The following is a 26,245-nucleotide window of genomic DNA, read 5'->3' on the forward strand; positions in this document are numbered from 1 at the left end:
CCCCCCCCACCCGCCCACCACACCCGCCCCGGGTCGCCGGCGGGGGGCGCCCCCCCCCCCCGCCCCCCCGCGACCACGAGCATCAGTTTGAGACTGATGCGCATCGATTACTGCGCGGTGTAGACGATTTCGACGCGACGGTTCTGCGACCAGCAGGACTCGTTCGAATCGGTGCAGACCGGACGCTCTTCGCCGTAGGACACGACGGTCAGCTGCGAAGCCGAACCACCGTTGGCCTGCAGAGCCGAGTTCACGCCATTGCCACGACGCTCGCCCAGGGCCTGGTTGTAAGCGCGGCTGCCGCGTTCGTCGGTGTTGCCCTGCAGGGTGATGCGCGAGGACGGACGGTCACGCAGGTACTTGGCGTGGCAAGCCATGATGGCCTGGAATTCCGGCTTGACCGAATCCTGGTCCAGGTCGAAGTAGACAACACGCTGACGCAGGCAGGCGTCGGTGTCCAGGTCGCCCGGGCCGTACAGGCCGGAGGTGGACGGGCCGGTCGGCTGGGTGGTCGAACCGGTATCAACCGGCGGCTGTGCCGGCTGTTCCTTGACCTTCTTCGAGCAGCCAGCAAGCGCGGCTACCGACAGCAGCGAAACGAGCAAAACACGAGTTGACTTGTTCATGGCTATACCTAGTGGCTCCTGGCCAATGTTGGGGATTAATGCGGGAAGAGATTAACATTTTATCAACGCGCAGTGCGGTACGGACCCCATGCTGGCTCACGCACGTCGCCATCGGCCAGCACCAAGCGCTGGCGCACCCGGCCGTCGGCGGATACTTCATACAACACACCACGCCCACCTTCACGAGCGGCGTACAGCACCATGCTCGCATTGGGCGCGAAACTGGGCGATTCGTCCAACGAACCCGGCGACAGCGTGCTCCAGCGCGCCGCCCCCAGGCTGCTGTCCATCACCGCGATCTTGTAGCTGCTGCCCGCGCCCTGGGCGACGGCAATCTTCTTGCCATCGAAGGATACGCTGGCCTTGGCATTGTAGTTGCCCTGGAAGGTCACGCGGCTGGCGCTGCCGCCGGTGGCCGGCACCTGGTAGATCTGCGGGCGACCGCCGCGATCGGAGGTGAAGTAGACCGAGCTGCCATCGGCGGCCCAGGTCGGCTCGGTGTCGATGCCGAAGTGGTTGGTCAGCTGGGTCAGCTGCTTGCTGCCCAGGTCCATCACGTAGATTTCCGGGTTGCCGCTGCGCGACAGGGCCAGGGCCAGGCGACGGCCGTCCGGCGAAAACGAGGGCGCGCTGTTGATGCCGCGGAAGCTGGTCAACAGCTCACGGCCACCGGTGGCGATGTCCTGCACGTAGATGGAGGAGTTGCCGCGCTCGAAGCTGACATAGGCCAGCTTGCGACCGTCCGGGCTCCAGCTCGGCGACAGCAGCGGCTCGGCCGAGCGCACGATGGTCTGCGGGCTGTAGCCGTCGGAATCGGCCACCATCAGCGCGTAGCGCATGTTGGCGCCACTGCCGCTGGCAGTGATGTAGGCGATGCGGGTCCAGAAGGCACCACGCACACCGGTGATCTTCTCGTAGATCGCATCGGCCATCTGGTGGGCGACGTCACGCATGGCGCTGGAACGTGCGGTCATCGCCAGGCCGAGCAGGCGCTCGCCCTTGGCCACGTCGAACAGTTCGTATTCCACGCGGTAGGCGCCGGCACCGGCGTCCTGCACACGGCCGACGACCAGGAAGTCCTGCTTGAGCGCGCGCCAGGTCGGGTATTGCACCTCGCTGCCGCGGCTGGGGCGTTCAACGATCTGCGCTTCGGGCAGGTTGCGGAACTGGCCGGAACGGTCCAGGTCGGCGCGCACCACCGCAGCCACGTCGGTCTGCGGCGCACCGGCCGACCCCTGGTAGGCCATCGGCACAACCGCGATCGGCGTGGCCGAGGCGTTGCCACCGGTGATTTCGATTTCCAAAGCCCCCTGCTGTGCCGCGGCCACAAAAGGCAGCAGCAGAACGGTGAGGGCGACCAGCCAGCGTGACAGATTCTTCATGAGGCGCTCAGCAGTACGAGTGAATATGAAAGAGGGATAGCAGCAGGCAGATGAACATTTTCGCAATCGTGAACGAAAGTCATGTGAAATCTGCCTGCGTTTGCCCCAAATAATAAATTTCCAGTGAAACCAACAGCATGCCCGGCGGCGCTGCCGCTCAATTCTGGGCGGTGAATGTAAACATCAGCTCGCGCCGGAACACCGTCTCATAGCCACGGAAGGGCAGCGGCTGCGCCCTCAGCACGGCACGCTCGATGGAATCACGCGCCGCCGCGTCCATGGCGCAACCCGATTGCACCTCGGCACTCATCACCTCGCCGCCCGGCAGCTGCTTGATCAGGATCCGGCAACGCGTGCCATTGGCGACATTGTCCGGCCGGTTCCACTGCGCAACCACGGCCTGCTGGATGGCCGCAGCATATTTGGCGGTCAGGTCATTGCTGGTGCCGCCCTGCCCCGGCGATGGCGTGCTCGGCCCGCTGTTGCCGCTGCTGGTCGACGCCGCCTGCGCACGGGCGCGTGCATCGGCCACCTGGCGCAGGCGCTGCTCGGCCAGCTTGGCTTCGCGCTCAGCCTGCTCACGCTTGCGGCGGATCTCGGCGATCTTCTGCTGGCGCTCCTGCTCGGCCTGGTTCTCGTTGGCCTGGCGCTGCTGGTCGGCGATCTTCTTGCGATCGGCCTCTTCCTGCTGCTTGGCCAGGCGCAGCTTCTGCTCGGCCTCTTCCACGCGCTTGCGCTCGGTCAGGTCGATCTGTTCCTGGCGGCGCTTGGCCTCCTGCTCCTGCCTGGCCTTTTCCTGGGAAATGGCCAAGGCACTGACGCGCTCCTGGTCGACCGTGTCCGGCTGGGCGATGCGCTCCTGGGCGTTGTGCTGTTGCGGGGTCGGCGCGTCCTGCGGCTTGGGCTCGGGAATGGGCTGCGGCGGCGGCACGGTGTCTTCCGGTACCGGCTCGGGCTGGGCTTCTTCCACCGGCTCGGGCAGATCCGGCAGCTTTTCCGAGGCACGCAGGGCCTGCCGCGCGGCCGAAGCCTCGGCGGCGGACAGCTGCATGTTGGCCTGCAGCGCCGGGTCGCCAGCGGCGGCCTCGGTGTTGCGTGTGGGTGACCATAACCAGGCAACGATGAAGATCACCGCGACCAGCAGGTGCACCGCCAGCGCCAGCACGACCGGCAGGCCCCACTCGTTGCGGTTATCAAGCGGTGGTGGCAGTGCGTCAGCGTGCATCGGTCGCCAGGCCCACCTTTTCGATCTTCGCGGCCTTGATCACGTCCATGGCATCCATGACCTTTTCATAGGCCACACTTTTGTCTGCGGCCACGATCACGCGCAGATTCTTGTCCTGCGAAACCAGGGAGCTCAACTGTGCCTGCAGCGCGCCGGCGTCCATCGCTTGCGGCTCCTTGGCTTCAGGCAGCTTCAGGCTCATCTGGCCGTCGGCGCGCACCGAGACCACGATCGGATCCTGCTTGCTTTCCAGCGCCTTGGCGGTGGAACTGGGCAGGTCGACCTCGAAACTGAGGGTCAGCAGCGGCGCGGTCACCATGAAGATGATCAGCAGCACGAGCATCACGTCGATATACGGCACGACGTTGATCTCGGACTTGAGCTTGCGGCGCTTGCGGCGGGGTATGGCAGCGGTCATAGATAGGCTCCTGCAGTCAGAGGAAAGCGCGGACGCGCTTACTCGTCACTGCCGCTCTGCTGGCGCTGCAGGATGGAGCTGAACTCCTCGGCGAAGGTCTCATAGCGCACCGACAGCCGCTCGACGCGGGTGGTGAAGCGGTTGTAGGCCCACACCGCCGGGATGGCCACGAACAGACCGATCGCGGTGGCGAACAGGGCTTCGGAAATACCCGGAGCAACCGAGGCGATACCAGCCTGCTCACCACTGTTGATCATGTCGTGCATGGTCACCATGATGCCGAACACGGTGCCGACCAGACCCACATACGGCGCGGTGGAACCGATATTGGCCAGCAATTCCAGATTGCGCTCCAGCCCATCCACCTCACGAATGTAGGTGGTGCGCATGGCGCGCTGCGCGCCTTCCAGCTGGGTGCGACCATCAAAGGCGCGGCGGCCCTGCAGGCGCGAATACTCGCGGAAACCGGCTTCGAAAATGGCCTCCAGGCCACCAACCTGACGGTTGCGGTCGGTCGCCGAGGCGTACAGCTTGCCGAGGTCGGCACCGGACCAGAAACGATTTTCGAACTCACTGGCCTCTGCGTTGGCGGCCTTGAACACGCTCGCCTTGCGGAAAATGATCACCCAGCTGATGAAGGAGCCAGCCAGCAACAGCAACACGATGATAATCACCGGGATGCTGGCCTTGCTCATCAGCTCCCAATAATTGATGCCGCCGTGGGAGGCCTTGACGGCAGTCTCCGCCGCAGCGTTCGCGATGTCCGGAGGCAGGGCCTCGTTCACGGTGGCCTGCAGGGCCAGAAGCAAAGCGATCATCCGATCTTCCTCAGTGTTGCTTAAGCGGGTTGTGTTTGAAGGGGTTTCAGTACTGCGTACAGCGTGTCATCGAGCGCCTGCGGACGGAAGTCGCGGGCACCGACAGCGGCAAGGCGGACCTGCGCCGTCGCCAGCACCTGGTCATCGCGCATCACCGCCTGCGCCATCAGCAGGCTGGCTCGCCGGCATTGCAGCAGTTCCACCGTGGTGGTCAGCGCATCGTCCAGCTTGGCCGGCTTCAGGAAATCCAGGTTCATGGCACGGACCACGAATACCTGGCCGTCACCGCAACGCATGGTTTCCTGACCATAGCCGAGGGCGCGCATCCATTCGGTCCTTGCCCTCTCCATGAAGGCCACGTAGCGGGCGTGGTACACCACGCCGCCAGCGTCGGTATCTTCCCAGTAAATGCGTGTCGGCCAACTGAACCGAGACTCATTCGTCATCGCGTTGCTCCGCGAACAGGTCCACAGGCGCCGGTGCCGCCTTGGGTTTGAGGCCCAGATGGCGGTAGGCCTTGCTGGTGGCCATGCGCCCGCGGGCGGTACGCACCAGGAAGCCCTGCTGGATCAGGAACGGCTCGACCACGTCTTCCAGGGTGCCGCGCTCCTCGGAAAGGGCCGCAGCCATCGACTCGACCCCGACCGGGCCGCCATCGAAATATTCCACCAGGGTGCGCAACATGCGCCGATCCAGCTCATCGAAGCCTTCCGGATCGACCTTGAGCATCTGCATCGCCGCCTGCGCCACCGCCTGGTCGATATGCCCGCCAGCCTTGACCTGCGCGTAATCGCGCACGCGCCGCAGCAGCCGGTTGGCGATACGCGGGGTGCCACGCGAACGACGGGCGATCTCGCCGGCACCTTCGGCGCTGCAATCAATGCCAAGGATGCCTGCCGAACGCCGCACGATGCGGGTCAGCTCCTCGGCCGAATAGAACTCCAGCCGCTGCACGATGCCGAAGCGGTCGCGCAGTGGCGCGGTCAGCAGCCCGGCGCGGGTGGTGGCGCCAATCAGGGTAAACGGCGGCAGATCCAGCTTGATCGAGCGCGCGGCCGGGCCGTCGCCGATCATGATGTCGATCTGGAAGTCTTCCATCGCCGGGTACAGCACTTCCTCGACCACCGGCGAAAGACGGTGGATTTCGTCGATGAACAAGACGTCATGCGGCTGCAGATTGGTCAGCAGCGCGGCCAGATCGCCGGCTTTCTCGATCACCGGGCCGGAAGTGACACGCAGCGCCACACCCAGCTCGTTGGCGATCACGTGGCTCAGCGTGGTCTTGCCCAGCCCGGGCGGGCCGAAGATCAGCACATGGTCCAGCGCCTCGCGGCGGGCCTTGGCGGCCTGGATATAGATATCCATCTGCTCGCGCACCGGTGCCTGACCGAGGTAATCGGCCAGGCTGCGCGGGCGGATGCTGGCGTCGGCGGCGTCGTCCTCGCGGGTCGCGCCGGCGCCGATGATGCGGTCGTCAGTCATTTCGCAATTATGCGCCAAGCACGTCGCATCCGATCAGATTTCCACCTGCGCGCCCAATTCCACCAACCGGTTGCCCGGAATGCGGAAGAAGCCAGTGGCAGGCGCCGCGTTGCGATGCATGAAAGCAAACAGCTTGTCGCGCCAGATCGGCATGCCACGGTTGGCACTGGCCACGATGGTCTCGCGGCTCGCGAAGAAGGTGGTATCCATCGGGTCGAAATAGATGCCGCCATGGTCGCAGGAGCGCATCAACGCCAGCGGGATATCCGGGGTTTCCATGAAGCCATAGCGCACATGGACGCGGTAGAACTCATCACCCACCGAATCGATGCGCAGGCGCTGCCCTTCGGCCGCATACGGCATCGGCAGGGTTTCCACGTGGAGGAACACATTGCGCTCGTGCAGCACCTTGTTGTGCTTGAGGTTGTGCATCAACGCGTGCGGGACCACGCTCGGATCGGCGGTCAGGAACACCGCCGTACCCGGTACCCGTACTGGCGGTGCCAGCATCAGGCCAGGCAAGAATGTGTCCAGACGGATACCGTCCTTGCGGATCTCATCACGCAGCAGCTCGCGGCCTCGGCGCCAGGTGCGCATCATCGTGAACAGCACCAGGCCAAGCACCAGCGGGAACCAGGCGCCCTGCAGCAACTTGGCGCCGTTGGCGATCACGAAGCCCAGGTCGATGAAAATGAACACCACGCACAAGGCCACGATGGCGTGGCGCGCCCGTGGCCACAGCACGCGGGCGACCAGGGCCAGCAGCAAGGTGTCGATCAGCATCGTGCCCGATACCGAGATGCCGTAGGCCACGGCCAGGTTGCTGGAGCTGCGGAAGGCCAGCACCAGCCCGAACACCATCACCGCCAGGCCCCAGTTGATGCCCGGGATATAGATCTGGCCGATGGTGTCGTGCGAGGTATGCAGGATGCGCATGCGCGGGATGTAACCCAGCTGCATGGCCTGCCGCGATACCGAGAACGCACCGGTGATCACCGACTGGCTGGCAATCACCGCCGCCATTGTTGCCAGCAGGATCATCGGAATCAGCGCCCAGCCCGGCACCGCCTCGAAGAACGGATTGGCCACCGCATCCGGGCGCTGCAGCACCAGCGCGCCCTGCCCCAGGTAGTTCAACACCAGGCACGGCAGCACGAAGAAGTACCAGGCGTGGCGGATCGGCGGTGCCCCGAAGTGGCCCATGTCCGCATACAAGGCCTCGCCACCGGTCACCGCCAGCACGACCGCGCCGAGGATGAAGACGCCGTGCCAGCCATGTTCTATGAAGAAGCGTGCCGCCCACAGCGGGTTGAAGGCCTTGAGCACTTCCGGCGCGGCGATCACGTTCCAGATGCCGATCGCGGCCAGCGACAGGAACCAGATGGTCATCACCGGGCCGAATACCTTGCCCACTTTCTCGGTGCCAAAACGTTGCGCAGCGAACACCGCTGCCAGCACCACCAGGGTGATCGGTACCACGAAATGGCCCAGCCCCGGCGCCGCCACTTCCAGGCCCTCGACCGCGCCCAACACGGAGATCGCCGGCGTGATCACGCCGTCACCGAAGAACAGCGAGGCACCGAAAATACCAAGGATGCCGACCACATAGGCTGACCGCGAGCCATTGCGCAGAGTGCGCTGGGCCAGGGCCATCAAGGCCATGATGCCGCCCTCGCCATCGTTGTCGGCGCGCATGATGATGGTCACGTACTTGAGCGTGACCACCATGTTCAACGCCCAGAACGCCAGCGACAGCACACCCAGCACGGTGTCGTGGTCGCTGTTGAGCCCGTAGTGCGGCGAGAACGCCTCCTTCAAGGTGTACAGCGGGCTGGTGCCGATATCACCGAACACCACGCCAATGGCACCGACGACCAGCGCCATGCCGCCGGCAGCACCGCCGTGACCGTGACCGTGGCCTTGAGTTGAAGATTCAGACGTGGAAGGAGCGTGGGACATGGCGATCTCGGGTTGGCGTCATGCTGCCGAAGGGGTTAACGCAGCGCCGCTTGCAGCGCTTTACGGATGACCGTGGCGACATCATCGCCCTCGGCACCGGCATCGCGCGCCATCTTGGCCGCCTCTGCCGGTTTATAGCCCAGTTGCTGCAACGCCACTGTCGCCTCGGACACCGCATCGGTGCCCAGCTGGCCGGCAATGGGGGCGCCGCCACCGGTGAAATTGGCTGCGCGGTCACGCAGTTCGACCACCATGCGCTCGGCGGTCTTCTTGCCTATACCGGGGATACGGGTCAACGCGGTGACATCGCCGGTCTGGATCAGCCGAGCGAACTCGTCGACGCTGGCCCCGGACAACACCGCCAGCGCGATCTTGGCGCCGATGCCCGACACCTTCTGCACGTCGCGGAACAGCCTGCGCTCGCCCTCACGCAGGAAGCCGTACAGCGAGACGCTGTCTTCCTTCTGCGCGTAATGGGTGAACAGGATGACCTCGCGGCCGACATCGGGCAGGTCATAGAAGGTGCTCATCGGCGCCTCCAGCTCATAACCGACGCCATTGACGTCGATCACCAGCCACGGCGGGGCCTTGTAGGCGAGGATGCCGCGCAGGCGACCGATCATGCGAAATACCTCATTTCCGACTCCAAGCCTGGCGCACATCCACCCCCAGCCGATTGGCCGTGGCGCGGACATGCGCATGCGTAATGGCCACCGCCAATGCATCGGCGGCGTCTGCCTGTAATTTGCCCTGCAGGTTCAGCATCAAACCCACCATGTGCTGCACCTGCTGCTTTTCCGCGCCGCCGCGGCCAACCACCGCCAGCTTGATCTCGGTGGCGGCGTATTCGCTGACCGGCAGGTCGCGCATCACCACCGCACACACCGCCGCGCCACGCGCCTGGCCCAGCTTCAAGGCCGAATCGGCGTTCTTGGCCATGAACACCTTCTCGATCGCCACTTCCTGCGGCTGGAATTCCTCGATCAAGGCATGCAGCCCGTGCGCCAGCAATCGCAACCGCTGCGGGAAATCCGCCGCACCCAACAGCACCAGTGGCGCGTGATGAACATGGCGGGCGCGGCCGTTGGCGTCGATGTCGATGATGCCGACGCCGGTGCGTTGCGAGCCGGGATCAATGCCAAGGATGCGGGTCATGCTGCCTCTATCAGTAAAAACGGCGCCCAGCATGGCCGGACGCCGTCTCACCCGGTGGGACCGGGCGGGTCCTCAGACCCGCTCCAGGCCTGCCTGGTCGACGTTGGAATACACGTCCTGCACATCGTCCAGGTCTTCAAGCATGTCCAGCAGCTTCTTCACCTGCACCGCGGTATCGGCATCGACGGCGACGTCGTTGTCGGCACGGAAGGTGATTTCGCTGTGGTCCGGCACCAGCTTGGCGGCTGTCATCGCGTCCTTCACCGACTGGAAGGCTTCCGGCGCGGTGATCACGTCGATGGAGCCGTCCTCTGGATAGACCGCGATATCGTCGGCACCGGCCTCGATCGCCGCCTCGGTGATGGTTTCTTCATCTGCACCGGGGGCGTAACTCAGCACGCCGAGCCGCTTGAACATGAACGACACCGAGCCTTCGGTACCCATGTTGCCGCCGCACTTGCTGAAAGCATGGCGCACGTCGGCCACGGTACGCACGCGGTTGTCGGTCAAGCAGTCGACGATCACGGCGATGCCGCCCGGGGCATAGCCCTCGTAGCGCACTTCTTCGTACTCGACGCCTTCCAGCTCACCGGTGGCCTTCTTGATCGCGCGTTCGATGACATCCTTGGTCATGTTCGCGGCCAGGCCCTTGTCCATCGCCACGCGCAGGCGCGGGTTGTTGTTTGGGTCGCCTCCGCCACCACGGGCAGCAACGCTGATCTCCCGGATGATTTTGGTGAAAATCTTGCCGCGCTTCGCGTCATTCGCGTTTTTGCGACCTTCGATGGAAGGACCTCGACCCATGGGAATACCGTACATCTGTCAGGAACAGGACGGTAATTCTACCTGATCCCCCGCCCTGCCCTCGTCATCAGCCGGTTACGGCGGCAACCGTCGGAAAGCGCCCCTGGCGCAGGAAGCCGGCGGTCAGCGTGGCCACCTCCGGCGACAGCACCAAGCCGCTATGGCTGACCGGCACCACGCAGTGATCGGCCAGGCCCGGCAGGCGGGTCTCCGCCAGCCCCACGGTGCCATCGGATTCGCCGTCCAAGGCCCCCATCATTGCCCCCAGCCCATGCGCCACCGAGCCGGCGATCAGGCCGACCTCGGCCTTTCCCTGCCAATCCGGCAAACCGTGCAACAACAGGTCGCCGCTACGCCCCAAGGCCGCCACCCAACCATGCTCGGCCATCGAACGGGCGGTGCCGCTGCCGCATAGCGGTGAGCCCAGGCAGACCACCCGCGGCACCTCCAGGCTCGGCGCCTGCCGCAGCGCCTCCAGCGCGACCAGACCACCCAGGCTGTGCCCTACCAGCGATACCTGCCCTTCCGTGCGCAAACGTTGCACCAACTGCGGCACCGCCTGTCCGGGTCCGCCGAACACGCTGGCATAGCCAAACGTATCCACCGCGAAGCCCTGCGTGCGCAAGCGCCAGGCCAATGGCAACAGCCAGGAGCGGGTGTTCCAGATGCCGTGCAGGATCAGCACACGGGGACGCGGGGAGTTCTGCCATGACATGTGCGCAGTTTCCGTCATCGCCGTTACCCACCACAACGGGCAACGGCCCTGCCTTTAGTCGAAGTTGTAATCCAGCTGCACGGCCAGCTGCCGCCCTACCGCGCTGTAGACCTCGTCGTAGTAGTACGGGAATTCGTCATTGCTGCTGTCACGCGGCGGCGCTGTATTGAATAGATTGTTGATGAACAAGGTCGCCGTTGCGCGCTTGCTGATCTGTTTGCCGACATTGGCATTCCACAGCAGCAGTGGCTTGATCCGGCCTTGGCCATCAACACGCGGCAAGCGACCGTAGCGGATGCCGGACAGATTCGCTGACCAGCCGCCCTGGCCCTGCCACCCCAGACTGGTACGCAGGTTGCTGCGGAACGCCAGGTTTTCACCTGAGTCCCACTGCGCCTGGCGCCATTCCTCGTGCAGGGTCCCCGGTGAGCGCACCCGGCGCTGGGCCCAGAACGTATGCGTCCAGGCCGTGTGCAGGGTGAAGTCACCGATGCGGCTGCTGAAACGCCAATCCACTACCGTGTCGATGCCGCGGATGCGTTGCTCGGACTGGTTGGCCGCCGTCGACTCGACCATGAGGATGCGGCCATCGCCCCGCCCGCCGCTGCGCACTACCCGCGAGCGCGCCTTGCGACACTCCCAGGACCGGGGATCCACCGTGCTCGGGCGCCCATCCGGGCGCAGGCCGGTGGCGCACTCGGCTTCATCACGCAATAGCAGCGCCGGCGAGATGCGGCCAATGCCACCTTCATTGCTGACATCCCAATAGTCCGCACTGATCGACAAGGCATCGCTGGCATCCCAGACAACACCGACCGTGATCGAGGTGCCTGTCTCCGCGCCCAGCTCAGGGTTGCGATAGGTCTGGGTCAGAAACTCCGATTCATAACCAGCACAGCCAGGACTGGCACCGGCAACGATGCAACGCCTTGCATCAAGGGCGGTGCCAAAACTGCCGCCGCCATCGGTGAACACCCAATGCATGTCCGGCATCTTGAAGCTGGTGGCGTGGCTGGCACGCATCAGCAGGTTGTGTGCCGGTCGCCATTCCAGCCCCGCACTCCAGGTGCGCGCGGTGGCGACTGCGACCGCGTCGTCGTACCTGTCCACGCGGCCGGCCAGGTTGCCCTTGATCGCCGTCGTCAACGGGACGCTCAGCTCGGCGCCCAGTGCGTAGCGATCGCGCGTCCCTTCGCCCACGCTGCCAGTGAGGTTGTAGGTATCCATCTGCAGGGGCAGCACCGATGGCGTGTTGCGCAGCCGGTAGCGCTGGCGACTGGCCTCTGCCACCAGCGCCATTGCCAGGCTGCCCGCAGGCAGATCGGCGATCCCACCGGAGACAACATAGGACGCTTCATCCACCCGGGTAAGCGCGTCGTAATGCACATTGCTCGACATGGACATGTATTCGTCAGGCGTGATCGGCCGATACCAATGCTGCAGGTTCAATGGCTGGATGATGACGCCATCATTGGTCACCCCCATCGCGGGAGCAAAGAAAAAGTCATTGACCTTCTCGCCCAGCAAGCGCCGCCGATCACGCTGCACCCGATAATCCGAACGACCGACCGTCAGGCTCCAGTCCAGGCGCTGCCCGTAACTACCTTGCAGCCCCAACGCCAGATCCCACATCCGCTCACGGTAGTGGTCGTTCATTGCGTCCGGCCCACCCACTTCCTGCGGGGTAAGCACGCGTCGTAGCGCGAGGTATCCCAAGCGTGGGTCATAGACCTGGCTGACCTTGCCGGTACTGGCCAGATGCGGCCCGGTGATGGTTTCAAAGCCGCTGGCCAGCTCACTGCGCGCATTCCACAGCTGCAAGCCCACCCATGCCTGCGTGCGCGATGACAACGCCCACTGTGCATGCAGCTGCCCGGACAATTCACGCACGCCATCCATCAGCGAGGTGTAGCCAGCATTGCGCCAGGTTCCGCAACCGTGTCCTTGCAGCGCCGATGGCGCGTTTGCAGGCGCAACGAAGTCCCAGTCGACGAACTCACCCTGCCAGCGCGAGCAGACATCGCGCGGCAGCGGCACCAGCGTTTGAGCGGCGCCGTCCTCGCGCATGAAACCCAGCCCAAGTTCGGGAGCCACTGGCACGCCTGCAGTGCCGCCCGTTGGACGTTGCAGGTCGCGTTGCGCGCCACGCAGCAATTCGGCGGCCGAGTACTGCACGGCATAACTCAGCCCCCAGTTCTCGCCGCCATGCCCGGCGGACCACTGCAGATCAAAGCGATCACCACCACCCTGGCTGCTGGTGCCGGTGCGCACCCTGGCCTGCGAACCGCTGCGGGGTTGTTTGAGCACGATATTGACCACCCCGGCGATCGCATCGGCACCGTAGATGGCCGAGGCACCACCGGTCATCAATTCGACACGCTCCACGCTGGCCAGGGGAATGCCACCCAGGCTCTGGAAATTGCTGCGTCCGTTCGAGGGAAACGGGTAGTCCGGCAACCGCCGGCCATCGACGAGGATCAGCGCCCTGCCCGGGCCCAGGCCGCGCAGGTTCAAGGGCTGCGCGTTCGCCGAAAAGCGTCCGCCGCCGTCCAGCGACTCAGCGCCGTAATTGCTCATTCCATTCACGGCCAGCGCATCTGCCAAGGTGAAATGGCCATCGCGTTGCATCTGCTCGGCAGTGATGATGGTTACCGGTGCCGGGCCTTCAAACGCGCTGCGGCGTATCCGCGAACCGGTGACCTGCAGCGAGGCCAGGGAGCTGGCCACGGCCGGCATCGCCACCGGCTGCGTTGGCTTGGGCGCTGCAGCTGCCGGAGCTGTCGCTGCCGGGACAATGGTGATGACCCCGCTACTGGTCAGCGTATAGCCCAGGCCGCTGCCAGCGAGCAGTTGCTGCAGGGCCTGGGCGACGCTGTAGCGCCCGTTCAACGCAGGCGCGGTCCTGCCAGCGAGCATCTGCGGCGCCATCAATATCTGCAGCCCCGAGCGGGTTGCCAGTTGCGCCAACGCCTGCTGCAAGGGCTGCCGTGGCTGTTGGTAATCGCGGATGACGGAAATGCCCTGTGCCCAAGCAGGCACGATCAACACGACAAGGCATAGCAACAGCCAGCGCAACATGCCACGCCGACCGTCCCGCACCCGCTGATTTCCGCGACCCGCGCTGGCAATCATCCCCTCTCCCAGTGACAACCGGACTGGCACCGAGCCGGCACCCCCTGTACAGACGCAGCAAGCGCAAAACCCCTCATCTGGCAGAATCACTGGCACTGGCCCAAGCTGCGCGTGTCGCCCCAGACTGTCAACGCCTGCCAATGACCGCCGCCCTGCCGCCCATCCAGCCCACGCCCGACAGCCTCCGGGACACGGGCGCCATGGCGCAACAGTACCGTCCACGCCTGATGCGCTACTTCAGGAACCACCTGGGTACGGTGGAAGACGCGGAAGATCTCACCCAGGAAACACTGGTGCGGATGATGCGCGATCCGCAGGCGGACAAGGTCAACAACGTCGAGGCCTATTTGATGACGATTGCGGGCAACCTGCTGCGCGACCGTTACCGTCGCGACCGTACCCGCCATGTTGGACAACATGTACCCATCGATGAGAACACCGAGGGCTGGCCCACCGAAACCGTATGTGGTGAGCGCGTCTACCAGGACCGCGAACGCCTGCAGCTGTTCTTGAAGGTGCTGGATGATTTACCACCGCGTTGTCAGCAGGTATTCCTGCTGCATCGCTATGAAGGCATGACCTATGCCGCCATCGCCAGCCAACTGGGCATCAGTGTCAGTGCCGTGGAGAAACAGATGATGCGCGCCCTGCTGCACTTCGGCACGCGTTTGGAGCAGCCATGAAAGAAACCAAGCTTGAAGTCGTTGCAGATACCGATCCCATTCGCACCCAGGCCGCGGCCTGGTTTGCACGCCTGCACGCCGATGAAGTGAGTGAAGATGAGCAGGCCGAGCACCAGCTCTGGCTGGATGCCGAGCCCGCGCATCGGCTTGCCTACGAGCGCGTCGAGCGCATGTGGACGATGCTGGGCGATTTTTCCGCCGCGCCCGAGATCAGCCAGCGGCTGGCGGCGATCCCTGCAGCCGTTCCGGCGCAAACCCAGCCACAGCTGCAGCGCAGGCCGCGCCGCCTGCAATGGTTGGTGGCCTGTGCGGCGGCATTGACTGCGGTTGTCATTGGCTGGCGCGTCCTTGCCCCGGCGCCAATCAGCGAACAACGCTATGCCAGCGCGATCGGCGAGCAGCGCAGCATCACCCTCGACGATGGCACGCAGGTTGATCTCGATACCGGCACCACGCTGCGCGTGCGCTACAGCAGGCAACAGCGTCGCATCGCCCTGGACCAGGGCCGCGCCTTCTTCAAGGTTGCCGCCGACACCGCGCGTCCACTGACCGTGGATACAGCACAAGGCAGCGTGCGTGCGGTCGGCACCCAGTTCGAGGTGTATCGTCTGGACGATGGCCTTGATGTAACCCTGTTCGAAGGCAAGGTACAGCTGCGCGCCGCCGCGGCCGACGACAGCGCCGCAGCCGTGGCCACGCTCACTCCCGGGCAGCGCGCGCACATGGCCGCCGGCGAGCCCCCACAGGTACAGAGCTTCCACGGCGGCAGCGCACCGGCATGGATCGACGGCCAGCTGGTGTTTGCAGACATGCCATTGCGAGCGGCGGTAGACGAGTTCAACCGCTATGGCGGCAGTCCGTTGCGGATCAAGGATGCAACGCTGGGGGAACTGCGCGTTTCCGGGGTGTTCCGCAGCAATGACAGCAGCGGCTTCGTTGAAGCCTTGAGCGCCTTGCACAAGGTTTCGGCACATACCAATGCCGCAGGCGAGACCGAGCTCAGCCGCTGACCACCCCGCTCCGTGGCGCGTGGCAGACGCTCACAACTGCTCGCGCAGGGCCTGCCTGATCCGCACGCGCTCCTGCGCCTGCACGTGCAGCAGATCCTTGAGCCGTTGGTTCTCCAGCTGCAAGCGCCGCAGGTGGTTTGCGCGGGACACACGCAGGCCAGCGCAGGCACGCCGCAACAGCCCACGCGACGCATCATTGAAACCATGCTTCCTGCAGAGCACCTGCAGGGTTTGGCCGGCATCAAGCTCGCGCAGGAAGCCGATCACCTGAGCCTCGTCAAATTGCTTTCTCATGATTGCTTCGCCTTGCCGGCAACCGCATTCAACGCCTGCATTGCCGTCCGTATCCACGCCCAGACATTCCGCACCGTGGCCGCAGCAACAAGGCTCGGCGATCAGGCCCGGTGTTCGGGAGGACGCACGTATGCGCACGCCCCCCTTTCCTGTGTAGACGCAGCGGCCAAGCATGGCCGCAGCGATGCAGCGCACACTTTGATGCATGCACAGAGGCTATCGGCAAACTGCTGGATTACCAGCTTCGCGGCTCACGCCGCGCCCACAGATGCAGGCACACAACTGTAGTGCCAAGCCATGCCCGGCAGAGCGCACTCCCGGCGACGCCTGAAATCGGCATTGCCGAGCGTCAATCAGCCAGCAAGCCGCCGCAGGATGAACTCATTGTCGCGCACGCTGCCGACCGGGAATTCATAGGCCCCGACGTGCTCGAAGCCATGCCGTGCATAGAAGCGTTGCGCGCCGAAATTCTCCGACCACACGCCAATCCACAACGTGCGCCCCGACGCCTGCAGCCACTGCAGGGCCGCATCGAACAACAGGCCGCCACGACCACCGCCCTGGTACTGGCTCAGCACGTACAGGCGTTTCAGCTCGCCGTCGGTTGCACTGGCATCCGCATGCGGCAAGCCACAGGGGCCGGCAAAGGCGAAGCCAACGGCCTCGCCTGCCACGTCCAGCAACCACGCCGCATAGTCGCCCGACTGCAGCTGTTGCCGCTGCAGTTCGACCGGGTACGCCGTGGCCAGGTAATCGGCCAGGTCCTGCGGTGGGTACAGGTGGCCGAACGTCTCCACGAAGGTACGTTCGGCCAGTGCACACAACACGCCAGCATCATCGGGCGTGGCGCGACGGATGCTGGCGTCAGCTGCCAAGGCTCAGGCCTTGTCGGCGCGCGGACGCACCTGCACGTGCACTTCGGCCAGCTGCGCGTCGGCGATCGGCGACGGTGCATCGGTCATCAGGCACTGTGCGCCGGTGGTCTTCGGGAACGGGATCACGTCGCGGATGGATTCGGTACCGGCCATCAGCGCGGCAATACGGTCGATGCCGAAGGCGATGCCACCGTGCGGCGGTGCGCCGAAGTTCAAGGCGTCCAGCAGGAAGCCGAACTTGGCGCGCGCCTCTTCGGCACCGATGCCGAGCAGCTCGAACACCGCGCTCTGCATTTCCGGGCGATGGATACGGATGGAACCACCGCCGATCTCGTTGCCGTTGAGCACCATGTCGTAACCGCGCGACACCGCAGTCTTGGCATGCGCACGCAGCTCGGCCACATCGTCCACCGCCGGTGCGGTGAAGGGGTGATGCAGGGCGACGTAGCGCTGCTCTTCCTCGTCCCACTCGAACATCGGGAAGTCGGTGACCCACAGCGGCGCCCAACCGTCGGCAACCAGGTTGAAATCCTTGCCGGCCTTCAGGCGCAGCGCGCCCATGAAGTCGGAGACCTTGTTGTAACCGCCTGCACCGAAGAACACGATGTCGCCATTGCCTGCACCAACCTGCGTGAGCAGCGCAGCGAAGGCGTCTTCGGCGAAGAACTTCTGGATCGGCGAGCTGATCTCGCCGTTCTCGGCAATCTTGATGTAAGCCAGGCCCTTGGCACCGTACTTGGCGGCGTGGGCGGCGTATTCGTCGATCTGCTTGCGGCTGAGGCTGGCACCGCCCGGGATGCGCAGCGCAGCCACGCGACCGTCGGCGTCATTGGCGGCAGCGGTGAACACCGGGAACTCGCTGGTCTTGACCAGCTCGGCCACGTCCACCAGCTCCAGCGCGATGCGCAGGTCCGGCTTGTCCGAACCGTAGCGACGCATCGCCTCGGCCCAGGTCATGCGCGGGAAGCTGGCGTCGAGGTCGACGTCGACCACTTCCTTGAAGATGGAGCGGATCATGTCCTCGACGAAATCCTGCACGTCGCGCTCGCGGACGAAGGCGAACTCCATGTCCAGCTGGGTGAATTCCAGCTGGCGGTCGGCACGCAGGGCTTCATCGCGGAAGCAGCGGGCAATCTGGTAGTAGCGGTCGAAGCCGGCCACCATCAGGATCTGCTTGAACAGCTGCGGGCTCTGCGGCAGGGCGTAGAACTCGCCCGGGTGCATGCGCGCCGGCACTAGGAAGTCGCGCGCGCCTTCCGGGGTGGCCTTGGTCAGGATCGGGGTTTCGATGTCCTGGAAGTTGCGTGCATCCAGATGGCGGCGCAGCGCCTGCACCAGCTTGATGCGGGTGCGCTGCATGCGCTGCATTTCCGGGCGACGCAGGTCCAGGTAACGGTACTTCAGGCGGGTTTCCTCGCCCGGGTTCTCGTGCGCATGGAACGGCAGCGGCGCGGCCTTGTTGAGGATGCTGATGCGGGTGGCGATCACTTCCACCTTGCCGCTGCGGATCTTGTCGTTGACCGCATGGCGCGCGCGCACCACGCCTTCGACCTGCAGCACGTCCTCGTAACCGAGACTGGCGGCGACGGCAAACACTTCGGCGTTGTCGGGTTCGACGGTGACCTGGACGATGCCTTCGTGGTCGCGCAGATCGATGAAGCAGACACCGCCGAGGTTACGGGCAACGTCGGTCCAGCCGGCGAGGGTCACGGTTTGGCCGATCAGGGTCTCGTCGACCAGGCCGCAGAAATGGGTACGCATGGAAAGCTCCGCAGGGGGCCCGGTACGAAACGGTGCCGGGTAGCCCCGTATTTTGGCGCTCTGCGGGTGCAGGAGCAAATCCGGCGATCAGTCACGCGGCCTTAAGTGGGACCGCGCCTATAGTTCGGCCACCCAACCTGAACAGGGAAGCCGCCATGAACCGTCCCCTCCTGCTCGCCGGCCTGGCTGCCCTGTTTGGGCTGGCGATGAGCCCATCCCCCGCTTCGGCCCAATCCGGGTATCCGGGCGGCCAGGGCAACACCATCCGCTGCGACAGCAACAGCAACCGCCAACAGGTCTGCAACACCGGTTGGCGCAGCGCGGTACTGGTCCGCCAGGTCTCCGATACGCGCTGCATCGAAGGTCGCAACTGGGGCAGCAACAGCGGCAGCGTCTGGGTCAACGGCGGCTGCCGTGCCGAGTTCGCCGAAGGCCGCGGCGGTGGCTGGGGCGGCGGCGCCGGCAACAACAACGGCCGCACCATCCGCTGCGACAGCAACAACAACCGCCAGCAGGTCTGCAACACCGGCTGGCGCAGCGCAGTGCTGGTCCGTCAGGTCTCCGACACCCGCTGCACCGAAGGCCGCAACTGGGGCAGCAACAACGGCAGTGTCTGGGTCAGCGGTGGTTGCCGCGCCGAATTTGCCGAAGGTCGCGGTGGCGGCTGGGGCGGCAGCCCGGGCCATGGAAACAGCAGCCAGACCATCCGCTGCGACAGCAACAGCAACCGTCATGTGGTCTGCAATACCGGCTGGCGCAGCGCGGTGCTGGTCCGCCAGGTTTCCGATACGCGCTGCGTGGAAGGCCGCAACTGGGGCAGCAGCAATGGCACGATCTGGGTCAACGGTGGCTGCCGTGGTGAATTCGCCGAAGGCCGTGGTGGCGGCTGGGGTAATGGCGGCAGCTGGGGTGGCAACAACTACTTCGTGGATTGCCACAGCAACAGCAACCGCCTGAACACCTGCGCCTGGGATCGCCGCCAGGGGCGCCCGGTCATGGTCCAGCAGGCCTCGGATACGCGCTGCGTAGAAGGCCGCAACTGGGGCTTCAACGGCAACAGCATCTGGGTCAACGGCGGTTGCCGCGCCCGTTTCAGCGGACGCTGAGTCCCCCGCCCGAAGGATCAGAGGGCGCCGGCAACGGCGCCCTCTGCATGTCAGGCCTCGCTGCCCCAAGGCGCCGGCGGCAGTTCCACCGGCGTGCCCAGGTCGAACTCGACCTGGAACAAACGCCCATCCGGGCGCGCCAGCTCGTAGACGAAGCGTTTGCCCGGCACCAGCTCCATCGCCCAGGTGTTGCGCAGCGAGGCGGTCATGCCATTTGCGGTGAACATCGCCACCGATTGGGCATCGACCGGAAACTCCTGCCGCCCCGCGCTGCCGGCCTGGACGGTATCACCGCCGTACATGGTCACCGCATCCGGGCTGCCATCGGCATGACGGTGGTCGTGCTTCAAGCGCAGGCCGCTATCGGTACGGCTGATCACCCAGGTGCGCGAATGGTCATCACCCACATGGAACGGCACCCGCAGTTCCTGCCGTGGGCTGTCGCAGCCACGCACATGCATCACCAGGGTCTTGCCATCGAATGGGTCCGGCGCGCTGGACTGCGGCTGGTTGGCGATGATGCGGCCGGCAAAGGCCTGCCCGCAGTAGCGCGCCAGATCGGCGAGGAACTGGTCGGCCGGCGCGACCGCTGCCGCTGGGGAGGTGCTGGCAGCGATTGCCGGAACAGGAAGGACAGCAGTGCCGGCCAGGGCCAGAATGCAGATCAGATTCGAGAAGGAGGAAGTTTTCATGCCCCGATCCTCGCCTACGCGCCGGTTCAAGGCAACGCGCCACTGCCTTGCACATGATCTCGCGCCGCCTGCAGGGCAGCGCGCCACTGCAAGGTTACCGCCGATGTCTTGCCGTACAAGGGCTCGGCAGCGGCGACGGCGGCCTGCCAATACTGCACGGCTTCGCTGCGATTGCCGCGCTGCTCAGCCAAACGCGCACCCAATACCTGTTGGCGCACCGCCGCATAAGGACTATCGAACAGCAGCGGCTGCACGGTTTCCAAGGTCTGCGCAGCCTCATCCAGTCGGTGCTTGGCGATCAGCCATTCGGCCCAGCCCTGCTGCAGGCGAATACCGTTGGCGCTGCCGGCTGGAATACGAGGCAGCCACAGATCATGCGCCCGCTGCACCATTGCATCGCCGTCAGCGTTGCCTTGGGCTGCCAACAGCAGCCCAAGCTGCAGTTCCAGATCCAGGCTGTCCGGATGATCGCCACCAATCGCCGCCGTGCGTACCGCCAACGCCTCGCGGTAGCTGGCTTCGGCGGCGGCGCTCTCGCCCTGCGCCTGGGCAAGCTGCGCGGCGGTTTCGGTGACGACCGAATAGTTGTAGCTGTCCTTGCCCAGCACCTGGGCCGACAGCCGCAGGGCGGTTTCGACATAGGGCCGTGCACGCGCATGGTCGCCTTTGCGTATCAGTGCCTGCGCCAGGCGGTTGTTCTCGCTGATCACATAGACGCTGCGCTGTCCGAATATCGTTGGTGCGCGTGCCAGATTGGCCTCGAACGTAGCGATGGCCGCATCCAGTTCACCGCGATCCATCACCATCAAGTTACGTTCGGTATTGCTGGCCCAGTAGTCATACGACATCTCCCCCAGGCTGCGCAGGAACATCGGCGTTGACTGGTCGAACGCCGCGGCCGAGGCGACCAGATCGCCCTTGCGCCGGTACATCATGCCCAGGTTGTCCAATGTCACGCCGATGTACTGCTCGCGCTTGCCGGCCTGGTGACGCTGCAGTGCCTGCTTGAAAGCAGCCTCGGCATCGTCATAGCGCTGCTCGGACAACAACGACAGTCCCAGCGAGTTGTAGGACTGGGCAACACGGAAGCTATCTGCTGGCTGCCTGCCCAGCAACGCCAGCGCCCGCCGTGCCATGGCGGCGCCTTCCACGCCCTTGCGGTTGTTGGCATAGGTTCCCGCCAGCAGGTTGAACAGGCGCGCGGCTTCGTCCAGGTTCTTGTCGCCACCAGCGGCGGCCAGCGCTTCGGCGGCTTGCAGCATCATCGGGTCGGCACGACGCAGATCACCCGCATTGCGGTAAGCCAGGCCGATCACGCCTTTCAAGCGTGCCTGAACTTCCGGCGATGCATCCAGCTCCTCGTCGATGCGCGATGCTGCCCGATCCAGCACTTCGCGTGCACTGATGTCCTCACCGCCGCGCACGCCTTTTTCGCGTGGATCGGCCGCCTGGAACATTTCCACGAGGAACCCGCTGACCTGCTCGGCGATCTTAGCCTCGCGCTCGGCGGCGGCGCGTTCGGCGGCCAGGCGCCACACAAACCAGGCTGCAAGCAGCAACGCCAGCAACAGCAAGGCAGCCCCCTTCCAGTTGCGTCGCAGCCAACGCCCACCGCGATAGAACCGGCCACCATTGCGTGCCTGCACCGGCCGATGCTGCAGATAGCGCTGCACGTCCGCGGCCATCGCCTCCACCGACGGATAGCGCTGCCCGGGCGCCAAGGTTCCCGCCCGCACCACGATGGCGTCCAGATCACCGCGCAAGGATCGCGCCCAGCGACAATCGCGTCCTGCCAACCCGCTGGGCGCAGCCACTGCGGCAGCGCTGTCACCTGCGCCGCGCCTGCCGCGCTTGCCTGCCAACAGCTCGCTCAATACCGCAGCCAGGCTGAAGACATCACTGCTGACACCCACCAGGCTTCCTGACTGCAGCTCTGGCGCCGCGTATGCAGGCGTAAAGAACTGCGCAGCGGGGTCGTTGGCCTCGTCGCCCAGCACGCGCGACACACCGAAGTCCAACAACACCGGTTCGCCATCCTCACGTACCAGGATATTGGACGGCTTCAGGTCGCAATGCAGCACCAGCCGCGCGTGTGCGGCCTGCACCGCGCTGCACACTTTCAGGAACAGCTGCAGGCGCTGGTGCAGGTCAAGCTGGCGGCGTGCACAGTAAACATCCAGCGGTTCACCACGCACATATTCCATCACCAGATAGGGATTTCCGCCCGGGGTAGTACCACCGTCGTACAGGCGGGCGATGTTCGGATGCTGCAGGCTGGCCAGAATGCGCCGCTCGGCGGCCAGGCGCTCAGCGACACGTGCACTGGGCTTGCCCTGCAGCACTTTGATCGCCACCTCCTGCGCATACAGGCCATCAGCACGTTCGGCACGGAACACCATCCCCATGCCGCCGCTGGCCAGCCGTTCGTACAGGCGCCAAGGCCCGATGACATCGCCTTCATTCAATTCGGAAGGAATCGCCGCAACCATCAGCTGCTGCATCGGCTCGAGCGCACGGCCGAGTTCGCTGGTCTGCGCTTCGAGCAGCTCCAGTGTTTCGGCTACGACCGCGGGATCAGCGCTCAGCCGCGCGAGTTCGCTCCGCCATTGCGACGGGTGCAGTTCACACACTGCGTCGAACAGCTCGCGCACCTGTTGCCAACTATCCCGATCCACCTACACCCCCTGGGCCAGCCGCCCGCTACATTGCGAAGCCGACGTTGCCCTGGGGATGATAAGCGGCGCTCAACGCTCCGGTACGTAAGAGTCGGGGACAGAAGACGAATCCGAATTGAGCACGGCTTCTCTTACGATCTCTGCATCCGCAGTTCCGGCAGCTTCATTGCTGAGCGGATCCACGTCCATCGGCCGCCGGAACACCAGCGATGGCAACAGTGTGGTCAGCGCGGCATACAACAGCAGCGCACCAAACAACACCGGCGAGATCGCAAAGCGCTCGCGCATGATCGCTGCCAGCACCAGGGTGAAAATCAGCGTCGGCGACAGCGCCAGCGCAACCCGCAGGCTGGTGCGGAAGCTCTCTCCGAACAGCACCCGCCGCTGCAGCCAGATCACCGCGATGCGCAGCGGCAGCACCACCAGGGTGATGAGCAGGCCCAGACCCAGCGCTTCGAAGCTCAGCGCTTCGGCTGGCACCTTGGTACCCGAGTTGAAGAAATAGAAAGGTACGAAGAACGATGCGAACAGGCGCAGCGCATGCAGGTTTTCATGCGAGGCCAGCGACGGCATGCGCTGCTGCAGCAGGCGCGCGACCAAGCCTGCGATGAACGCACCCACCAGGTAGTACACGCCCAATGCATAGGTGATGTAGGCCGCCAGCATGCCGACCATCACCAGCAGCGAGAACTCCGAGCCCGGTGCGTGCGGCGCCACCCAGCGGCCGAGCCCAATGAACAGCAACGGCAGGCCCACCATCATCGCCAGCAAGGCCATGCTCGACAGTGCCATATGCGCCGGATCGCCGGCCTGCAACACCACGAACAACGCAGCCAGCGCCAACAACTCGCCGGCAATGGCCTTGCTGCTGACCCAGAACCGCTCGGCATCATCCAGGCCGAGCTGGGACAGCGAATCCATGATGAAGCCGGTGGAGGGCGTGAGCAGCGCCAGCGCCAGCAAGGCCGCCGCCTGCCAGGGCAGGCCGGCGTAATGCCATGCCAACCAGGCGACGCCGGTGAGCGTGGCGCTGCGGATCACCAGATGGGTCAGCAGCGGCCACATGCCCTTGCGCAGGTCGGCCAGATCCACCTCCAGGCCGGCAAACAGGAACAACGAGGAAATACCCAGCGTGGCCAGCAGGTTGACCACCGGATCGTGCGATCCGTCACCCAGCCACAGCATCGCGCTGATGCCGAACACCAGGCAGGTCAATGGCGCGGGAATATTGAAACGCTGCAACGCGCGTGGGATGACCAGCAACGCGAAAATCAACAACAGATAGATTACTTCCTTGCTCATGACGCCTGTTTCCTGTGACCGGGTACGTGGGGTCTCGCCCACCGGCCACCGCCGCGCCAACGGTGGAGCCGTCAGCGCAGGCGGGCGCCAGCCAGCTCCCCTACCTGCCGCAGGATGCCATTCCTGCCGTCATCATCCAGTGCAGAACCCTGCAGGTAACTGCTCAGCAGCCATGGCGTGCCACCCGCCAACGGCCACAGCACGGCAATGTCGTTGCTGGTGTCGCTGCCGTTGCTGCCGGTCTTGTCGCCTACCCGCCAGTCCTGTGGCAGGCCAGCACGCAGCCGTGCATCGCCGGTCTGGTTGTCGATCAGCCAATCGGCCAGTTGCTGGCGTGAGGCCTCGCCGAGCACGTCGCCAAGCAGGAAGCGCTGCAGGTTGCCGGCCATCGCCGCTGGGCTGGTGGTATCGCGCGGGTCACCGGCGGCAAACCGATTGAGCTCGGGCTCATTGCGCGCGCTCAAGGTGACGCGGTCACCGTGCTCGCGCAGGAAGGCGGTAAGCCCGGCCGGGCCGCCAACCAGCGGCAGCAACAGGTTCGCCGCCGCGTTGTCACTGACAATCATCGTTGCCCGGCACAGATCGCGCACGGTCATGCTCTTGCCGACGTGGCGCTCGGTGAACGGCGAATGGTCGAGGATGTCGCTCGCCCGCACCGGCACGCGCTGGTCCAGCGACAACTGGCCGGCATCCGCGCGGCGCAGGACCGCTGCGGCCAAGGGAAACTTGACCGTGCTGCACATGGGAAAGCGTTCGTCGATGCGGTGTCCGTAGCGGGCGCCACTGGCCGGGTTCCAGAGGCAGACCCCCAGCCGGCCGCCACTGGCTTTCTCAAGTGCGGCGAAGTCAGCGTCACTGACTGCCACCGGCACAGGGATTGCAGCGCCACCAGCGCGCGCAAACGCGGCCGGTATCAAGGCGCTGGCCAAGGCGGCACCGCCAAGCGTGAGGAACTGACGACGAGCAAGCATGGGGACTCTCCTTGGGCGTGATCGGGCTGATCTTGCCCGCCGCTGCGGCCTGCGACCATCGCGAATAATCATCGCAAGCCATTAGTTATATTTGCATCTCAGGTGCAAATTCGACCACTGGACGCGGAATAATGTGGCCGAACATCAAGTTTCGTCATGACTCCGCCATGATCCGTCCCCAGTTGCCGCTCAACGCCCTGCGCGCCTTCGAAGCCGCCGCACGCCATCTGAACTTCACCCGCGCCGCGCTGGAGCTTTGCGTCAGCCAGGCCGCCTTGAGTCACCAGATCCGTGGATTGGAGGACCGCCTGCAGGTCAGCCTGTTCCATCGGCTGCCGCGCGGTGTGGCCCTCACCGACGAGGGTGCGGCGCTGTATCCGGTGCTCACCGAGAGTTTCGACCGCATCGCGATCGCGCTGGACCGTTTCACCGGCGGTCGCTTCCGCGAAGTGCTGACGGTGGGCGTGGTCGGCACGTTTGCCACCGGTTGGCTGCTGCCGCGCCTGCCCGAGTTCGAGGCCGCGCATCCGGATATCGAGCTGCGCGTGCAGACCCACAACAACCGCATCGATCTGGCCGGCGAAGGATTGGACCTGGCGATCCGCTTCGGCGATGGCGACTGGCAAGGGCAGGAGTGCACGCCGATCGTCGACACCTTGTTCGCGCCGCTGTGCGCGCCGGCTGTAGCGCGGAAACTGCGGAAACCGCGTGATCTTGGCAACGTGCCGCTGCTGCGCTCGTATCGCAACGACGAATGGCCGCGCTGGTTCCAGCAAGCGGGTGTCAGCGGTGTGGAAGCGCGTGGTGCAGTGTTCGATTCGTCCCTGACCCTGGCCAGTGCCGCGGCCGCGGGTGCCGGCGTGGCGCTGCTGCCGCTGCGCATGTTCGAGCAGGACCTGGCCGAGGGCCGGCTGCTGCAGCCCTTCGCACAGACCCTGTCGTTGGGCAGGTATTGGCTGACGCGATTGCGCTCGCGACAGGAGCGCGAGCCGCTGCGACGCTTCCGGCTGTGGCTGCTCGCGCAGGGAGGATTGGACCTGTAGTGCCGAGCCATGCTCGGCAGCGGCTTTACCAGCAAAAAGCTACCCTCACCCCAACCCCTCTCCCGCAAGCGGGAGAGGGGCCAAGGCGGTAGTGCCGAGCCATGCTCGGCAGGGGCA

24 protein-coding genes are annotated in these 26,245 nt (G+C 65.1%); 4 read left to right on the forward strand and 20 right to left on the reverse strand.

Translation table 11 applies throughout. The features are described 5' to 3' along the window. Positions 1–107 precede the first annotated feature (107 nt). The 13 genes from pal to QMX78_RS10460 all read right to left on the reverse strand — a co-directional run bounded on the left by pal (position 108) and on the right by QMX78_RS10460 (position 13,662). A complete protein-coding gene (gene pal, locus QMX78_RS10400) occupies positions 108–626 on the reverse strand; it encodes a peptidoglycan-associated lipoprotein Pal (RefSeq protein WP_282269147.1) in 519 nt (172 codons plus the stop codon). Between the two features lie 62 nt (positions 627–688). Next, on the reverse strand, positions 689–2,008 hold the full coding sequence (tolB, locus tag QMX78_RS10405) for a Tol-Pal system beta propeller repeat protein TolB (protein ID WP_282269148.1): 1,320 nt from the start codon (positions 2,006–2,008) through the stop codon (positions 689–691). Between the two features lie 157 nt (positions 2,009–2,165). After that, positions 2,166–3,233 (reverse strand): cell envelope integrity protein TolA, encoded by a 1,068-nt coding sequence (gene tolA, locus QMX78_RS10410; RefSeq protein WP_282269149.1) that lies wholly within the window; start codon positions 3,231–3,233, stop codon positions 2,166–2,168. After that, the gene (gene tolR, locus QMX78_RS10415) at positions 3,223–3,651 is read right to left on the reverse strand and encodes a protein TolR (RefSeq protein WP_282269151.1); all 429 of its coding nucleotides are present in this window, start codon (positions 3,649–3,651) and stop codon (positions 3,223–3,225) included. The genes tolA and tolR overlap by 11 nt, the downstream gene beginning before the upstream one ends. 38 nt (positions 3,652–3,689) lie before the next feature. Then, positions 3,690–4,469 carry a protein TolQ gene (gene tolQ, locus QMX78_RS10420; RefSeq protein ID WP_282269153.1) on the reverse strand — a complete coding sequence of 260 codons (780 nt, stop codon included), beginning with the start codon at positions 4,467–4,469 and terminating at the stop codon, positions 3,690–3,692. 20 nt (positions 4,470–4,489) lie between these two features. Continuing rightward, entirely contained in the window at positions 4,490–4,915 is a 426-nt protein-coding gene (gene ybgC / locus QMX78_RS10425; protein ID WP_282269154.1) for a tol-pal system-associated acyl-CoA thioesterase, read from the reverse strand. Continuing rightward, on the reverse strand, positions 4,905–5,951 hold the full coding sequence (ruvB, locus tag QMX78_RS10430; RefSeq protein WP_282269156.1) for a Holliday junction branch migration DNA helicase RuvB: 1,047 nt from the start codon (positions 5,949–5,951) through the stop codon (positions 4,905–4,907). Before ruvB ends, ybgC begins: the two co-directional genes overlap by 11 nt. Before the next feature lie 33 nt (positions 5,952–5,984). Continuing rightward, positions 5,985–7,910 carry a potassium transporter Kup gene (locus QMX78_RS10435; protein WP_282269158.1) on the reverse strand — a complete coding sequence of 642 codons (1,926 nt, stop codon included), beginning with the start codon at positions 7,908–7,910 and terminating at the stop codon, positions 5,985–5,987. Between the two features lie 35 nt (positions 7,911–7,945). Then, positions 7,946–8,533, reverse strand: coding sequence for a Holliday junction branch migration protein RuvA (gene ruvA, locus QMX78_RS10440; RefSeq protein ID WP_282269160.1), 588 nt, complete (start codon positions 8,531–8,533; stop codon positions 7,946–7,948). Between the two features lie 10 nt (positions 8,534–8,543). Next, complete coding sequence (gene ruvC / locus QMX78_RS10445) at positions 8,544–9,065, reverse strand: crossover junction endodeoxyribonuclease RuvC (RefSeq protein WP_282269162.1); 522 nt, start codon at positions 9,063–9,065, stop codon at positions 8,544–8,546. Positions 9,066–9,137: 72 nt separating this feature from the next. Continuing rightward, positions 9,138–9,869: a YebC/PmpR family DNA-binding transcriptional regulator gene (locus QMX78_RS10450; RefSeq protein ID WP_282269164.1), complete on the reverse strand. Its 732-nt coding sequence runs from the start codon at positions 9,867–9,869 to the stop codon at positions 9,138–9,140. A gap of 67 nt (positions 9,870–9,936) precedes the next feature. Then, positions 9,937–10,584: an alpha/beta hydrolase gene (locus QMX78_RS10455; RefSeq protein WP_282269166.1), complete on the reverse strand. Its 648-nt coding sequence runs from the start codon at positions 10,582–10,584 to the stop codon at positions 9,937–9,939. Between the two features lie 54 nt (positions 10,585–10,638). Continuing rightward, the gene (locus tag QMX78_RS10460; RefSeq protein WP_282269168.1) at positions 10,639–13,662 is read right to left on the reverse strand and encodes a TonB-dependent receptor; all 3,024 of its coding nucleotides are present in this window, start codon (positions 13,660–13,662) and stop codon (positions 10,639–10,641) included. A 254-nt stretch (positions 13,663–13,916) separates the two neighbouring features. On the opposite strand from QMX78_RS10460, the gene QMX78_RS10465 reads away from it, so the two are divergent. Together QMX78_RS10465 and QMX78_RS10470 are read left to right on the forward strand one after the other, a co-directional pair. Continuing rightward, complete coding sequence (locus QMX78_RS10465) at positions 13,917–14,399, forward strand: sigma-70 family RNA polymerase sigma factor (RefSeq protein ID WP_282269170.1); 483 nt, start codon at positions 13,917–13,919, stop codon at positions 14,397–14,399. Then, a complete protein-coding gene (locus tag QMX78_RS10470) occupies positions 14,396–15,409 on the forward strand; it encodes a FecR family protein (RefSeq protein WP_282269178.1) in 1,014 nt (337 codons plus the stop codon). Before QMX78_RS10465 ends, QMX78_RS10470 begins: the two co-directional genes overlap by 4 nt. Before the next feature lie 30 nt (positions 15,410–15,439). Here the strand turns inward: QMX78_RS10470 and QMX78_RS10475 are convergent, their stop codons facing one another. The 3 genes from QMX78_RS10475 to aspS form a co-directional block, all read right to left on the reverse strand. Further along, entirely contained in the window at positions 15,440–15,703 is a 264-nt protein-coding gene (locus QMX78_RS10475; protein WP_282269180.1) for a transposase, read from the reverse strand. 353 nt (positions 15,704–16,056) lie between these two features. Then, positions 16,057–16,578 carry a GNAT family N-acetyltransferase gene (locus QMX78_RS10480; protein WP_282269182.1) on the reverse strand — a complete coding sequence of 174 codons (522 nt, stop codon included), beginning with the start codon at positions 16,576–16,578 and terminating at the stop codon, positions 16,057–16,059. A 3-nt stretch (positions 16,579–16,581) separates the two neighbouring features. Then, positions 16,582–18,339 carry an aspartate--tRNA ligase gene (aspS, locus tag QMX78_RS10485; RefSeq protein ID WP_282269184.1) on the reverse strand — a complete coding sequence of 586 codons (1,758 nt, stop codon included), beginning with the start codon at positions 18,337–18,339 and terminating at the stop codon, positions 16,582–16,584. 155 nt (positions 18,340–18,494) lie between these two features. Between aspS and QMX78_RS10490 the strand changes: the two genes are divergently transcribed. Continuing rightward, entirely contained in the window at positions 18,495–19,445 is a 951-nt protein-coding gene (locus tag QMX78_RS10490; RefSeq protein WP_282269186.1) for a DUF3011 domain-containing protein, read from the forward strand. A 50-nt stretch (positions 19,446–19,495) separates the two neighbouring features. Here the strand turns inward: QMX78_RS10490 and QMX78_RS10495 are convergent, their stop codons facing one another. The 4 genes from QMX78_RS10495 to bla form a co-directional block, all read right to left on the reverse strand. Then, positions 19,496–20,137, reverse strand: a complete 642-nt coding sequence (locus tag QMX78_RS10495) for a hypothetical protein (protein WP_282269188.1) — start codon at positions 20,135–20,137, stop codon at positions 19,496–19,498. Between the two features lie 26 nt (positions 20,138–20,163). Next, the gene (locus QMX78_RS10500) at positions 20,164–22,812 is read right to left on the reverse strand and encodes a serine/threonine-protein kinase (RefSeq protein WP_282269191.1); all 2,649 of its coding nucleotides are present in this window, start codon (positions 22,810–22,812) and stop codon (positions 20,164–20,166) included. A gap of 69 nt (positions 22,813–22,881) precedes the next feature. Next, positions 22,882–24,114, reverse strand: a complete 1,233-nt coding sequence (locus tag QMX78_RS10505) for a cation:proton antiporter (RefSeq protein WP_282269193.1) — start codon at positions 24,112–24,114, stop codon at positions 22,882–22,884. Between the two features lie 71 nt (positions 24,115–24,185). Further along, positions 24,186–25,085 (reverse strand): class A beta-lactamase, encoded by a 900-nt coding sequence (gene bla, locus QMX78_RS10510; RefSeq protein ID WP_282269195.1) that lies wholly within the window; start codon positions 25,083–25,085, stop codon positions 24,186–24,188. Positions 25,086–25,252: 167 nt separating this feature from the next. On the opposite strand from bla, the gene QMX78_RS10515 reads away from it, so the two are divergent. Then, entirely contained in the window at positions 25,253–26,128 is an 876-nt protein-coding gene (locus tag QMX78_RS10515; RefSeq protein WP_282269197.1) for a LysR substrate-binding domain-containing protein, read from the forward strand. The last annotated feature ends 117 nt before the right edge of the window (positions 26,129–26,245 follow it).

It is taken from the genome of Stenotrophomonas sp. PS02298 (genome assembly GCF_029959445.1).
Lineage (GTDB): Bacteria > Pseudomonadota > Gammaproteobacteria > Xanthomonadales > Xanthomonadaceae > Stenotrophomonas.